14 protein-coding genes are annotated in these 13,026 nt (G+C 75.4%); 8 read left to right on the plus strand and 6 right to left on the minus strand.

Features of this window, described 5'->3' with window-relative positions; all coding sequences use genetic code 11:
• Positions 1-32: 32 nt before the first annotated feature.
• The 3 genes from BLR12_RS03135 to BLR12_RS03145 form a co-directional block, all read right to left on the minus strand.
• Positions 33-713 (minus strand): M23 family metallopeptidase, encoded by a 681-nt coding sequence (locus tag BLR12_RS03135; protein WP_091373279.1) that lies wholly within the window; start codon positions 711-713, stop codon positions 33-35.
• Positions 714-833: 120 nt separating this feature from the next.
• Positions 834-2,411, minus strand: coding sequence for an HNH endonuclease signature motif containing protein (locus BLR12_RS03140; protein WP_176832314.1), 1,578 nt, complete (start codon positions 2,409-2,411; stop codon positions 834-836).
• A 213-nt stretch (positions 2,412-2,624) separates the two neighbouring features.
• On the minus strand, positions 2,625-3,506 hold the full coding sequence (locus BLR12_RS03145) for a hypothetical protein (protein ID WP_143018684.1): 882 nt from the start codon (positions 3,504-3,506) through the stop codon (positions 2,625-2,627).
• A 38-nt stretch (positions 3,507-3,544) separates the two neighbouring features.
• Between BLR12_RS03145 and BLR12_RS24795 the strand changes: the two genes are divergently transcribed.
• From BLR12_RS24795 to BLR12_RS03160, 3 genes are read left to right on the plus strand one after another with little or no spacing between them, the layout of a single operon-like run.
• Positions 3,545-4,468, plus strand: coding sequence for an ABC transporter ATP-binding protein (locus BLR12_RS24795; protein WP_255363259.1), 924 nt, complete (start codon positions 3,545-3,547; stop codon positions 4,466-4,468).
• Positions 4,465-5,322 (plus strand): ABC transporter permease, encoded by an 858-nt coding sequence (locus BLR12_RS24800; protein WP_091373285.1) that lies wholly within the window; start codon positions 4,465-4,467, stop codon positions 5,320-5,322. The genes BLR12_RS24795 and BLR12_RS24800 overlap by 4 nt, the downstream gene beginning before the upstream one ends.
• Positions 5,319-5,651, plus strand: a complete 333-nt coding sequence (locus BLR12_RS03160; protein WP_091373287.1) for a helix-turn-helix transcriptional regulator — start codon at positions 5,319-5,321, stop codon at positions 5,649-5,651. The genes BLR12_RS24800 and BLR12_RS03160 overlap by 4 nt, the downstream gene beginning before the upstream one ends.
• Here the strand turns inward: BLR12_RS03160 and ygiD are convergent.
• Positions 5,591-6,409 (minus strand): 4,5-DOPA-extradiol-dioxygenase, encoded by an 819-nt coding sequence (gene ygiD / locus BLR12_RS03165; protein WP_091373290.1) that lies wholly within the window; start codon positions 6,407-6,409, stop codon positions 5,591-5,593. The two genes, BLR12_RS03160 and ygiD, sit on opposite strands and share 61 nt — an antisense overlap.
• A 46-nt stretch (positions 6,410-6,455) precedes the next feature.
• On the minus strand, positions 6,456-6,926 hold the full coding sequence (soxR, locus tag BLR12_RS03170; RefSeq protein ID WP_091373293.1) for a redox-sensitive transcriptional activator SoxR: 471 nt from the start codon (positions 6,924-6,926) through the stop codon (positions 6,456-6,458).
• 49 nt (positions 6,927-6,975) lie between these two features.
• Between soxR and BLR12_RS03175 the strand changes: the two genes are divergently transcribed.
• The 3 genes from BLR12_RS03175 (at position 6,976) to BLR12_RS03185 (ending at position 9,421) form a co-directional block, all read left to right on the plus strand.
• Complete coding sequence (locus tag BLR12_RS03175) at positions 6,976-7,668, plus strand: SDR family NAD(P)-dependent oxidoreductase (RefSeq protein ID WP_091373296.1); 693 nt, start codon at positions 6,976-6,978, stop codon at positions 7,666-7,668.
• Positions 7,665-8,684, plus strand: coding sequence for an S-adenosylmethionine:tRNA ribosyltransferase-isomerase (locus BLR12_RS03180; RefSeq protein ID WP_091373299.1), 1,020 nt, complete (start codon positions 7,665-7,667; stop codon positions 8,682-8,684). Before BLR12_RS03175 ends, BLR12_RS03180 begins: the two co-directional genes overlap by 4 nt.
• 104 nt (positions 8,685-8,788) lie before the next feature.
• A complete protein-coding gene (locus BLR12_RS03185) occupies positions 8,789-9,421 on the plus strand; it encodes a M48 family metalloprotease (protein WP_143018685.1) in 633 nt (210 codons plus the stop codon).
• A gap of 9 nt (positions 9,422-9,430) precedes the next feature.
• Here the strand turns inward: BLR12_RS03185 and BLR12_RS03190 are convergent, their stop codons facing one another.
• Positions 9,431-10,138 (minus strand): (2Fe-2S)-binding protein, encoded by a 708-nt coding sequence (locus BLR12_RS03190; RefSeq protein ID WP_176832315.1) that lies wholly within the window; start codon positions 10,136-10,138, stop codon positions 9,431-9,433.
• A 177-nt stretch (positions 10,139-10,315) separates the two neighbouring features.
• On the opposite strand from BLR12_RS03190, the gene acs reads away from it, so the two are divergent.
• Both acs and BLR12_RS03200 read left to right on the plus strand, forming a co-directional pair.
• A complete protein-coding gene (acs, locus tag BLR12_RS03195) occupies positions 10,316-12,265 on the plus strand; it encodes an acetate--CoA ligase (protein WP_091373309.1) in 1,950 nt (649 codons plus the stop codon).
• A gap of 301 nt (positions 12,266-12,566) precedes the next feature.
• Positions 12,567-13,022 carry a phage holin family protein gene (locus tag BLR12_RS03200; protein WP_255363260.1) on the plus strand — a complete coding sequence of 152 codons (456 nt, stop codon included), beginning with the start codon at positions 12,567-12,569 and terminating at the stop codon, positions 13,020-13,022.
• Positions 13,023-13,026: the final 4 nt, after the last annotated feature.

A 13,026-nucleotide genomic window follows, 5' to 3' on the forward strand; every position in this document is an offset into this window, starting at 1 on the left:
AACGTCGCGTCGGCCGGGCGCGCGCGTGCTCGTCAGGGGCCGGTGGCCGGCAGAGGTTCCACCACCGCGCCCTCGCCCGGCATCCCCCGTTCCCGGACCTGCGACTGCCGCGTGCGAGGCGGCCACTCGCGGAAGTGCCGGAACGACATGGGCACGCCGCGGGTGACGAACGGGTCCGCGCGGTCCATGACCTGCAGGTGCACGTGCGGCTGGGTCGAGTTGCCGGAGTTGCCCCACCGGGCGACCTCCTGACCGGCCACCACTTCCTGGCCGGGCACGACGCGCACCGAGCTCTGCTGCAGGTGCGCCAGGAGTAGGAAGGTGCCGCTCACGGGCAGGTGGACGACCACGTGGTTCCCGGCGACCGCACCCGCACCCCGGCGGAGCCGGCCGGCCTGACCCAGCGCGTACGGGACCAGGGCCAGCTGCGAACGCCTCGCCTCGTGGTCGGGCTCGGCGTCGTGCACGTGGACGACGGTGCCGTCGTCCGGGGCCAGCACGGGCCGGCCGAAGCCGACGAAGCGCTCCGGCGGCTCGGTGGCGAGGAGGGTCCGCCAGTCGCGGGTGCCCGCGCTCCGGTGGCGGTCGTCCACGCCGACGAAGTCGATGGCGTAGCGCTCACCGAACAGGTCGACCCCGTGGCTCGGGACGCGCCGCGCCGGGCTGTTCCGGGCCAGCCACCGGCCCGCGAACGGCAGCGAGATCCCGACCACCTGAGCACCTCACCCAGGTGAGGACTGCTCCTCCGCCACCCCCGGAACACAGCGGTGGCACCGCGGCCGGGGTCCTCGCGTGACGCGCTCCCGGCGTTCCCGCGGGAACGCGCTGTCGTCTCAGGCCACGGCGGTCAGCCTCCCGGCGTGCCCGGCGTGCCCGGCGTGCCCGGCGTTCTCCGCGGCGAGACGGCGCTCGAGGTCGCGGTTGCCCAGCAGCACGCCGACCACGTAGGCCAGGTCCATCGGTTCGCCGTTGACGTGCATCGCGTCGGGCAGGTCCGGGCTCCGGTCGGGGAAGAGCAGCCGGGTGATCGACGCGGTCGGCGCCGACCGGTCCCGTGCCGGGGCTCCCCCGGGTGGCACCGCCGTGGCCGGGCGGCGTCCGACGGCGGTGTCGAACGGCTGGACGCCGGCGACGCGCCCGTCGTCCACCCCGCCGCTGAGCCCGGCCAGCCCGTCGCGGAAGGCGGCGTCGGCCGCGCCCCACACCCGGCGGCCGTCCGGGGTGGTGGCCACCAGCCGGCCCTCGCGGCGGGCCATCACCAGGTCCAGGTCGTGGGCCTGGCCGTGGTCGACGTCGCACAGCAGCACCATGTTGGCCACGTCGGTCGGCCCGCCGTGCAGCCAGGACCGCAGGTGGTGGGCGTGCAGCCGCTCGATCCGGGTCTCCGCGCAGCCCGGGCGGGCGCAGCCGCCGTCGCGGCGGTGCAGCGCCCGGCGTTGCGCCCGGGTCGCGAAGCGCCGGGTGCGGCCCACGGCCAGCGGCTCCCGGCCGCGCTCGAGCATGGTGACGACGGTGGCCTCGCACAGCATCCGGCGGACCTGGGCCGGGTGCAGCGCCGGGCCGCCCTGCAGGTACGCCCGGCCGGCGGCGGCGTCGGCGGCGAGCACCGCGGCGTCGGCGTGCACCACCACCTCCCGGCGCGGCGGATCCCCGGCCCGCCGGTCGGCGTCGGCCGCCGCGGCGGCCAGCCGGGCGACCGCCGCGCACCGCCGCGCCGTGCTGCGGTCGCGCGCCGCGGCGACCTCGTCGTCCTCGTCCTCGTCGTGGCCGACACCGGTGGAGGGAGCTGAGCCCGCAGCCGCCGCCCGCTTGGCCGCGGCTCGTTCCCGGCGGGCGGTGCGTTCGGCCAGCGAGTCCACCCCGGCGAGGAACTCCGCGCCCTCCTCGGGGTCCAGGCACATCCGCACGTGCAGCATCCCGTCCTCGTCCCACCAGGAGTCGAACCGCCGCTTGGCGGTCACGGCCGCGTCGTCCACGGCGTCGGACCGGCGCCACTCCCGGACCACGCGCTCCAGCTGGGCGGCGGTCAGCTCGTGCGCCAGCTCCAGCAGCGCCGGCTCACCGGCCGGCTCGGCCACCCGGGTCAGCGCCCGGACCTTGGCGTAGGACAGCCGGCCCGCGGCGAAGGCCGCCGACGTCGCCGGCAGGACGGCCAGGGCACGGGCGACCCGCACGTGCTCCCGGGCCGCACCGGGTGAGAGCCCGCACTGCCAGGCCAGCCAGTGCGCGCACGAGCGCACACCCACCCCGCCCCAGCCCTCCCGGCGGTCGAACTCGGCCACCAGCGCCAGCCACGCCGCGGTGGCCGCGGCCAGCCGCACCGCTCCACTGGTGATCCGCCGCGCCAGCTCCTCCAGTGACAGCTCGCCGCTCTCCCCTGCCTCCGACACGAAGTCCTCCTCCTCGAACACCTGTACGGAGGCTAGGGCCGCAGTACGACAGAACCGCAGGTCAGCGACGGTCCTGCGGGAACGTCCGCGCGGTGACCCGAGCGGTGGGACGGCGCGACCCGGGCGAGCGCGAGCACGGCGTCGAGTGCACGGCCCGGCGCCCGGCAGCGCCGGAGCGGACAGCGTGGCCGGGGAGACGCGGCTCGCCGGGCCGCTGACGTTCCCGCGGGAACGTCACCGGCCGGCGGGGACGGCGCGGTCGCGGAGCAGCCGGACGACGGCCTGCGGGTCGTCGACCCAGAACGCGACGCGGGCGACCGGCTCCTCCTGCTCCGCCACGCGCACCGGCGGGTCGAAGCGCAGCTCGACGTCCGTGTCGCCCATGACCGACGACACCAGCCGGTCCCCGTCGCGGAGCAGCACCTTGCCGTGCTCCGCCTCCACGCTGCGCCGGACCCCGACCAGGCCGGCCAGCGGCACGACGACCGTGCGCAGGTGGCCGAACCGCAGCACCAGCTCGTCGTCGCGCAGCAGGTGCGGGTGCTGGAACAGGGACAGCCCGGAGCCGAGCACCCAGACCAGCGCGTAGAGCGACACCGCGAGCAGCACCCACCGCGCGGTCTGCCACGGCAGCAACACGTGGACGACGACGGTCTCCAGCGCACCGAGGACGGTCAGCGCGCCGAGGACCAGGCGGAAGCGGCCGGCATAGGGCAACGGCACGTCGCCCGGCCCCACGGCCGGACGCCGCCGCACCGCCCACCACAGCGCCCGCAGGACGCCGGCCTCGGCACGCACCATCCGGAGGACCACCGGCGGCCAGACGGCCTCCACCCCCGCCAGCAGAGCCGCGCGGCGTCCGCCGCCGTCCCGTCGCACGGCGCGGTACGCCCCGCGGAAGGCGGCCGCCTCGACGAGCAGGACGGCGGCGAGCAGCGCCTCCAGGACCAGCGCCACCACGATCCCGGTCCGCGGCGAGAGCAGCCCGGTGAGGACCAGCGCGAGGTCGACCAGCGGGATGACCACGGCCAGCCAGCGGGCTGTCGACAGGAACTCCGTCCGCACGCCCATCCCGACCGCCACCTCATGAGTAGTTGTACTGCTGATGTAGTACACCTACTATCTGCGCACCAGCAAGCCGTGGAGGTGGCGCGATGACCGGGGACGTGTCGGAGCAACCGGTCGTCCGGGTGCGCGGCCTGCGGATGAGCTACGGCACGCACGAGGTCCTCACCGGCGTCGACCTCGACGTCCACCCCGGCGAGGTCGTCTGCCTGCTCGGGCCCAACGGCGCCGGCAAGTCGACGACCATCGAGGTGCTGGAGGGCTTCCGCCTGCCGTCGGCCGGGGAGGTGAGCGTGCTCGGTGTCGACCCCTCGCGGGCCGACGACGCATGGCGAGCCCGGGTGGGCGTCGTCCTGCAGTCGTGGCGCGACCACCCCCGCTGGACGCCGCGCCGCCTGCTCACCCACCTCGGCGGCTTCTACCGGCCGTACTCGACGCCCGAGCGGCCGCGACCCGACGACGTCGACCGGCTGCTGCACACCGTCGGGCTGACCGACGACGCCGACCGGAAGATCGCCACGCTGTCGGGCGGCCGGCGCAGGCGGCTCGACGTCGCGGTGGGGATCGTCGGCCGACCCGAGCTGCTCTTCCTCGACGAGCCGACCGCCGGCTTCGACCCCGAGGCCCGCCGGGACTTCCACGACCTGGTGCACCGGCTGTCGGACCTGGAGGGGACCAGCGTCCTGCTCACCACGCACGACCTCGGCGAGGCCGAGCGGCTGGCCGACCGGATCCTCGTCCTCGCCGGCGGCCGGATCGTCGCCGACGGCAGCGCGGACGCCCTGAACCGGCAGGTGGCAGCGAACAGCGAGGTGCGCTGGACCCGGCACGGCGAGCGCTTCGTGCACGCCACCGACCAGCCCACCCCCTTCGTGCGCCGGCTGTTCGAGCAGTACGGCGACGAGGTGGCCGACCTGGAGGTCCGCCGGGCCAGCCTGGAGGACACCTACCTCGCCATGGTGGCCCGGCACGAGTCCGGCGCCCGGCCACAGCCGGTGGAGGTGGCCCGGTGAGCGGCGGCACGACGTACGCCGTCCGGCTGGGACTGCGCCGCGGCTGGACCGAGTTCACCCAGAGCCTGCGCAGCCCGCAGGACCAGGCCTTCTACCTGTTCACGGGCGTGGCCACGCTCGCGTACCTCTGGTTCAACCGCGCGGACGAGGTGGAGGGGACGTCGCTGCTCTACCCGACCGTGGCCCTGCCGGGCATCCTCGCCGCGCTGGTCGCCTTCAACGTCGTGATGGGCCCGGCATCCGCACTGGTGATGGAGCGCGAGGACGGCACGCTGCTCCGCCACAGGGCACTGCCGCACGGCATGGAGGGGTACGTCACCGGACAGGTCCTCTACCACTCGCTGGGCCTGCTCCCGACGCTGGTGGTCATCCTGGTGCCCAGCGCCCTGCTGTTCGAGGGCGTGGTGCCCGGCGGCGCGGCCGGGTGGCTGACCGCGGCGTGGGTGCTCGTCCTGGGCATGGCCGCGACGATGCCACTGGGCATGATGCTCGGCGCGGTGCTGCCGAGCGTCCAGAAGCTCAGCACCTGGGGCATGGTGCCGGCCCTCCTCGTCACGGCCATCTCGGGGATCTTCTTCCCGGTCCAGGCGCTGTGGGGCTGGGTCCAGGCGGTGGCCCAGGCCTTCCCGGTCTACTGGGTCGGGCTGGGCATGCGCTCGGCGTTCCTGCCCGACGCCGCGGCCGCGGTCGAGCTCGGCGGCTCCTGGCGGACCGGGACGACGGTCCTCGTGCTGGTCGCCTGGGCGGTCGCCGGCCTGCTCGCGGCTCCGGTCGTGCTGCGGCGGACGACCCGCCGCCAGTCCGGCTCGCAGGTCGCCGCCGCCCGCGACACGGCCGGCCAGTGGATCACGTGAGCGGCGACAAGGCCGGCGGGGACGCCGTCTACAACCGCATCGCGCTGCTGCGCGCCGAGCAGGGCGTCACCCGCCGGGAGCTGGCCGACGCGCTCGGCGTCCACTACCAGACGGTCGGCTACCTGGAGCGCGGGGAGTACAACCCCAGCCTGCACCTGGCGCTGCGCATCGCCGAGTTCTTCGGCCTCCCGGTCGAGGTGGTCTTCTCCACGAAGCCGTTCCCGCGGATCAGCGACGCTGGCACGTCCGAGCCACCCTCCGCGGCCGGTCAGCCGGCACCCGCGGAGACGACGGCACCGTCCTCGACCGGCGGCATCCCGACGGTGTAGGCGGCCATCGACAGCGAGCCGTGCGTGAACCCGTCGACCAGGGGCTCGACCCGCGCACCGGCGGCCTCGGCGATGCCGGCGACGTACAGCAGCGGCAGCAGGTGGTCGGGCGTGGGGACGGCGAGGGAGTGGTCGGGGTGCGCGTCGAGGGTGAGCAGCTCGGCCGGCCGGTCGAGCACCAGCTCGCGGACCCGGTCGTCGAAGCGCCGCGCCCAGTCGAAGCCGGCGTCGGGCATCGCACGGCTCACCGCGGCCAGGTTGTGGACGACGTTGCCGCTCCCGATCACCAGCACGCCGTCCTCCCGCAGCGGCGCGAGCGCGGCGCCCAGCGCCAGGTGCTGCTCCGGTGGCTCGAGCGCGTTGACCGACAGCTGCACGACCGGGACGTCGGCGTCGGGGAAGACGTGCCGCAGCACCGTCCAGGCGCCGTGGTCGATCCCCCAGCTGTCGAGGTCCGCGCCGACCCATGTGGGGTGGACGACGTCGGCGACCTGCTCGTACAGCTCGGGAATCCCCGGCGCGTCGTAGCGGACGTCGTACAGCTCGCGCGGGAACCCGAAGAAGTCGTGGATGGTGCGCGGCCGCGGCATCGCCGTCACCGCGGTCGCGTGCACGTACCAGTGCGCGGAGACGACCAGCACGGCCCGCGGCCGCGGCACCGCCCGCCCGAACGCGCGCCAGGCCCGGGTGTAGCGGTTGTCCTCGAGCGCGTTCATCGGGTTCCCGTGGCCGAGGAACGCAGCCGGCACCACCGTCACGTCACGATCATGACCCCCACCCGCGCGGCAGGCGACACCGGGACGATCACCTGGCGCGCGAACCGGGCGGCACCCGGCGCAGCGCCGGGGAGAGCCGGCGCGCCCCCGGCCCCTCCCCCGCCGCGACGTCCCCCGGGTTGTAGAGGGCACACCGGGTCAGCGACAGGCAGCCGCAGCCGATGCAGGACGACAGCCCGTCCCGCAGCTGCACCAGCGCCGCGATCCGCTCGTCGAGCCGGTCGCGCCAGGACTCCGAGAGCCGGGCCCAGTCGCGCGCCGACGGCGTCCGCCCGTCGGGCAGCGTGGCCAGCGCCTCGCGGATCTCCGGCAGCGTCAGCCCGACGTTCTGCGCGGCGCGGACGAACGCCAGCCGGCGCAGCACGCTGCGCGGGAAGCGGCGGGCTCCGCCGGCCGTCCGGAACGCCGCCACCAGGCCCTGCGCCTCGTAGAAGCGCAGCGCGGAGACGGCGATCCCAGACCGCTCGGCCACCTGACCGATGGTCAGCAGTCCCTCCACGGCGCCACCCCCTTGACCTCAAGTGCACTTGAGCTCCGACGGTAGCGCCATGACACCTCCCACCGCACTCGTCACCGGCGCCTCGCGCGGGCTCGGCGCCGCGCTCGCCGAGGCCCTGGCCCGCCGCGGCTGGCGGCTCGTCGTCGACGGCCGCGACCCCGCCCGGCTGGCCGCCACCGTCGCCGCGCTGCCCCGGCCCGACCTCGTCACCGCCCTGCCCGGGGACGTCGCCGACCCCGCGCACCGCGCCGCGCTCGCCTCCGCCGTCCCCGACCGGCTCGACCTGCTGGTGAACAACGCCAGCGAGCTCGGGCCCACCCCGCTGCCCCGGCTGGCCGACCTGCCGGCCGAGGCGCTCGAACGGGTGCTCGCCGTCAACACCGTCGCGCCGCTCGCGCTCGTCCAGGCGGTGCTCCCCGCGCTGGAGCGCGCCCGCGGGGTGGTGCTCGACGTCAGCAGCGACGCCGCGGTCGAGGCGTACGAGGGCTGGGGCGGCTACGGCGCGAGCAAGGCCGCGCTCGACCGGCTGACCGCGGTCCTCGCCGTCGAGCACCCGGCGCTGCGGGTGTACGCCGTCGACCCCGGCGACATGGCCACCGACATGCACCGCGCGGCCGATCCCGACGCGACCGGGCTGCGCGACCCGGCGGACGTCGTCCCCGCGCTGCTCCGGCTGGTGGACGAGGATCTTCCCGGAGGTCGTTACCGGGCCGCCGACCTGGCTGCCGAGGCCGTCCGATGACCGCCGTCGCCATGGGAGGCGAGGCCGGCGCACCGCCGGAGCACCGCGGCCTGGCCCGCGACGGCGTCCGGCTGATGGCGGTCCGGCCCGGCGCTATCACCGAGACGACCTTCCGCTCCCTGCCCGAGCTGCTCGAGCCCGGTGACCTCGTCGTCGTCAACACCTCGGCGACGCTGCCCGCCCGCCTCGACGTCCGGCGGGCCGACGGCGTCCCCGCCCCGCTGCACGTCTCGACCACGCTCGACGACGGCGACTGGGTGGTCGAGCTGCGCCGGCCGGGCAACGACGGCCCGGACCGCGGCGTCGAGCCCGGGACGGTGCTCGACCTCCCCGGCGGGGTCTGGTTGCGGCTGCTGGAGGGGTACCCGACCCCGGCGCGGGCGTCGCGGCTGTGGCGGGCCCGGCCGGACCGGGACGTCCCCGCCGCCGAGCACCTGGCCCGGCACGGCACGCCGATCCGCTACGGCCACCTCGACGCCGCCGTCCCGCTGGCCGACGTGCAGAACGTCTACGCCACCGAGCCGGGCAGCGCGGAGAGCGCCAGCGCCGGCCGGCCGTTCACCGACCGGGTGCTGGTGCGGCTGATGGCCCGCGGGATCCCCGTCGTCCCGGTGGTGCTGCACGCCGGCGTCTCCAGCCCGGAGCTGCACGAGCCGCCGATGCCGGAGCGCTACCGGGTGCCGGAGGTCACCGCCCGGCTGGTCACCGCCACGCGGGAGGCCGGCCGCCGGGTGGTCGCCGTGGGCACGACGGTGACCCGCGCGCTGGAGACCGCGACCGGCGAGGACGGCGTCACCCGCTCCGCCGCCGGCTGGACCGACCTGGTGCTCGGCCCCGACCGCCCGGCCCGCGCCGTCACCGGCCTGCTCACCGGGCTGCACGCCCCGGACGCCAGCCACCTGCTGCTGCTCGAGGCGGTGGCGGGGCGCGGGCTGGTGGACCGGGCCTACGCCCGCGCCGCCGCCGGCGGCTACCTGTGGCACGAGTTCGGCGACACGATGCTCTTCCTGCCGTAGCGCCCGGCTGGACCGGCACAGGGTCGCCGCACCCGGTCACCCGATCGAGTGAGGACCTCCCGTCGACCCGGCCGGTGGAGCCCGGCTGCACCACACTCCCCGCGATGGCCGGGGACCCGCAGGACGAGGAGCGCCTGCTGCGCTCACGGCTGCGTGTCCTCGCCGAGCGGTCCGGCCTGCCCCTGCCGGCGCTGAAGGTCATCGACGACGCCAAGGGGCGGCTGGTGCCCGCGACCGTCCGGGGCGGGAGCGACGGGGATGACCACGTCGCCGTCTCGTCGTCCCTGCTGCGCGCGAGCCCGGCCGAGCAGGTCTGGTACCTGGCGTCGGCGCTGGGCCACTGGGCCTCCCCCGTCCCCCGGCGGCGAAGGCGGGAGGGCTGGGTCGCCACCGGCCTGCTGGTGACGCTCTGGGCCGGCTACGGGCTCGCCGAGCTGGACGGCGCCGTGGAGCTGCCCGGGGCCGCGACGGTCGCCGTCAACGCCGCGGTCGGCCTGCTGGTCCCGATCGGGACCGCCGTCCTCGCCCGCCGCGCCCAGGCCGCCTCCGACGAGGCGGGCCGGGAGGTGCTGCGCCGGTCCGGGTACGACCCCGTCGCGCTGACCCGGCTGGTGTTCGCGGACCGGCCCGACCCGTCGTGGTGGACCCGGCTGCACCGGCAGGAGCCCACGCCGAGCGCGCGGGTGGCCACCGTGGAGCGGCGGAGCGGGCCGGACGTCGCCCCGCCCCTGTACTGAGCCGGCGCGTCAGCGCATCCGCGCGGCGGTGTCCTCCAGCAGGACCTCGCGCTCGGCGGCCGGCCGGCGCGGGCAGGACGTGCACAGCGGCTCGGGCGGCAGCCGGTAGAGCAGGCAGCACGACACCCGGCGGGTGAACCGGACCCCGGCCACGTCGACGTACCGCGGTCCCGGCAGCGGCGCCCCCACCGCGGCGGCCAGCGGCGCGGCCAGCCCGGTGACCCGGTGCTCCTCCCCCAGCGCCCGGCCCAGCGCCAGCAGCCGGTTGGCCAGCGAGTCGGCGGCGATCGCCCACAGCGGCCGCGGCCGCATCTCCCCGGCCGTGGCGACGGCGTCGACCACCGCGGCGAGGGTCTCCCGCAGCTCGCCGGCGGTGTCCGCGCCGGGGGCGGACGACGTCGCGGCGACCGGCGTCCCACCGCCCAGCAGCGACACCGTCGTGTCGGCCAGCCGCGCCGACAGCGGCAGGCCGGTGACCAGCCCGGCCAGCGCCGGGGTGAGCAGCACGGAGGACGCCGAGTACCACCAGACGGTGGCCAGCACGCGGCGGTCGCCGGAGGCGTACCGCTCCCCCAGCACGGCCAGCCGGCGGGCGGTCCAGCCGGCGTCGGCGAACAGCGTGGCCGGTACCGCGGCCGCCCCGGGGGGCGCGAGCAGCCCGAGCGCCGCGGCGCCCGGCACCCGCGCGGCCACCGCCGCCTGATCCCCTGTCCGCACCGGTCCAGTCTGGCCGCTCGCTGCCCAGACGTTGCACCGGGCAGACGCGGAGCCCGTGGGGTCATACGGTGTGGCAGGGAGCACGCTGCGTCGCGCCGGGGTCCGGACACCGGCCGCCGGCCGCGACCACCGGACGGCAGGCGTCGACGGCGACGCCGCGAGAGCAGGAGGAGTCGCATGAGCGAGTCGACCGAGCTGGAGGGCCGCCGGTTCCCGGCGCCGGAGCAGCTGGCCGCGCAGGCCAACGTGGGCCCGGACGTGTACGAGCGGGCGGGGCAGGACCGGCTGGGCTTCTGGGCCGAGCAGGCCGACCGGCTGACCTGGGCGCAGAAGTGGGACGAGGTCCTGGACTGGAGCAACCCGCCGTTCGCGAAGTGGTTCGTCGGCGGCAAGCTGAACGTCGCCTACAACTGCGTCGACCGGCACGTGGAGGCCGGGCACGGCGAGCAGGTCGCCTACCACTGGGAGGGCGAGCCCGGCGACACCCGCACGATCACCTACGCCCAGCTCAAGGACGAGGTGAGCAAGGCCGCCAACGCGCTGCTCGAGCTCGGCGTCCAGGCCGGCGACCGGGTGGCCATCTACATGCCGATGATCCCCGAGGCCGTCGTCGCGATGCTGGCCTGCGCCCGCATCGGCGCCGTCCACATGGTCGTCTTCGGCGGCTTCTCCGCCGACGCGCTGGCCAGCCGGATCACCGACTCCGCCGCCGTGCTGGTGATCACCTCCGACGGCGGCTACCGCCGGGGGGCGCCCAGCGCGCTCAAGCCCGCGGTGGACGACGCGGTCGCGCGCACCGACGGCGTCCGCAACGTGCTCGTCGTCCGGCGGACCGAGCAGGACGTCGAGTGGACCGAGGGCCGCGACCTGTGGTGGCACGACGTCGTGGACCGGCAGTCGACCGAGCACACGCCCGAGGCCTTCGACGCCGAGCACCCGCTCTACATCATGTACACCTCGGGGACGACGGCCTCCCCGAAGGGCATCCTGCACACCTCCGGCGGCTACCTCGCCCAGGTCGCCTACACGCACTGGGCGACCTTCGACCTCAAGCCGGACACCGACGTCTTCTGGACCTCGGCCGACATCGGCTGGGTCACCGGCCACAGCTACATCGTCTACGGGCCGCTGGCCAACCGGGCCACCTCGATCATGTACGAGGGGACGCCGGAGACCCCCCACCGCGGCCGCTGGTTCGAGCTCATCGAGAAGTACAAGGTGACGATCCTCTACACCGCACCCACGGTGATCCGGACCTTCATGAAGTGGGGCGAGGACATCCCGGCCAAGTTCGACCTGTCCTCGCTCCGGCTGCTCGGCTCGGTCGGTGAGCCGATCAACCCCGAGGCCTGGCTCTGGTACCACGAGAACATCGGCGGCGGCCGCTGCCCGATCATGGACACCTGGTGGCAGACCGAGACCGGCGCGCACATGATCACCCCGCTGCCGGGCGTGACCAGCCTGGTGCCGGGCTCGGCCCAGCACCCGTTCCCCGGCATCTCGGCGAAGGTCGTCGACGACGAGGGCAACGAGCTCGGTGACGACTCCACCGGCCTGCTGGTGCTCACCGAGCCGTGGCCGTCGATGCTGCGCACCATCTGGGGCGACGACGACCGCTACGTCGACACCTACTGGTCGCGCTTCGGCAAGGAGGTCTACTTCGCCGGGGACGGCGCCAAGAAGGACGCCGACGGCAACATCTGGCTGCTCGGCCGGGTGGACGACGTCATGAACGTGTCCGGGCACCGCATCTCCACCACCGAGGTCGAGTCCTCGCTGGTGGCGCACCCCACGGTGGCCGAGGCGGCGGTCGTCGGCGCCAGCGACCCGACCACCGGACAGGGCATCGTCGCCTTCGTCATCCTCCGCGGGAACGCCGAGGACTCCGGCGACGAGCTGGTCCAGACGCTGCGCAACCACGTGGCCAAGGACATCGGCCCGATCGCCAAGCCGCGCCAGATCATGGTCGTGCAGGAGCTGCCCAAGACCCGCTCGGGCAAGATCATGCGACGGCTGCTGCGGGACGTCGCGGAGAACCGCGACCTGGGCGACGTCACCACGCTCACCGACTCGTCGGTGATGAACCTGATCAAGGACAAGCTCCCGGCCAGCTCGTCCGAGGACTAGGAGAAGGACCCCGTCCTGCCCACCCTTCGCAGGCTCAGGGCGGGTCCCGGGACGGGGCCGTTCCAGGACGTCACCGGGCTCAGGGCGGGTCCCGGGACGGGGCCGTTCCAGGACGTCACCCGGCCTCCCGCGCACGACTGCGGGAGGCCGGGGCGCGCGCTCGGTGATCATGAGGCACGATTCCTCGAGGTGGGTCCGCTCGTCCGGGCGGCCCGACAGCCGTTCGTCGTCCCCAGGAGGTGCCCTCGTGGCCCACAGCGCACCGTCGAGCCCGACCGGGGCACGCAGCACCACCACCCGCGTGGAGGAGCCCTCCGTCGGCTCCCTCGTGCAGAGCGCCATGGCCGACGTCTCGACGCTGATCCGCAGCGAGATAGAGCTGGCCAAGGCCGAGGTCGGGAAGTCGGCGAAGAAGGCCGGCGTCGGTGCCGGGGCCTTCGGTGCCGCGGCCGCCCTGCTCTTCTTCTCCGGGATCTTCCTGTTCGTCACGATCGCCGAGTTCCTCACCTGGCTCGGGCTGATCCGCTGGATCTCCTACCTGCTCGTGTGGCTGCTGCTGGTCGTGCTGGCCGGCATCGCCGCGCTGGTGGGTCGCAGCTCGATCAAGAAGATCGAGAAGCCCGAGCGCACCCTGGAGACGCTGCGCGACCTGCCCGAGGTCATGCACCGCGAGGCCCCCGGCCAGCGCCGCCGCGAGGTCCCCACCGTCAGCAACGGCCGGGTCCAGCTGTCGGGACGCGAGGACTACACCGTCTGAGCGG

Source organism: Geodermatophilus sp. DSM 45219 (genome assembly GCF_900104025.1).
Classification (GTDB): Bacteria; Actinomycetota; Actinomycetes; order Mycobacteriales; family Geodermatophilaceae; genus Geodermatophilus.

What these genes read in the sequence shown, in the direction of transcription:
- BLR12_RS24795 (WP_255363259.1), top strand. Translation starts at nt 3,545, where the DNA reads ATGACCGGGGACGTGTCGGAGCAACCGGTCGTCCGGGTGCGCGGCCTG.
- BLR12_RS03175 (WP_091373296.1), top strand. Translation starts at nt 6,976, where the DNA reads ATGACACCTCCCACCGCACTCGTCACCGGCGCCTCGCGCGGGCTCGGC.
- BLR12_RS03180 (WP_091373299.1), top strand. Translation starts at nt 7,665, where the DNA reads ATGACCGCCGTCGCCATGGGAGGCGAGGCCGGCGCACCGCCGGAGCAC.
- BLR12_RS03185 (WP_143018685.1), top strand. Translation starts at nt 8,789, where the DNA reads ATGGCCGGGGACCCGCAGGACGAGGAGCGCCTGCTGCGCTCACGGCTG.
- acs (WP_091373309.1), top strand. Translation starts at nt 10,316, where the DNA reads ATGAGCGAGTCGACCGAGCTGGAGGGCCGCCGGTTCCCGGCGCCGGAG.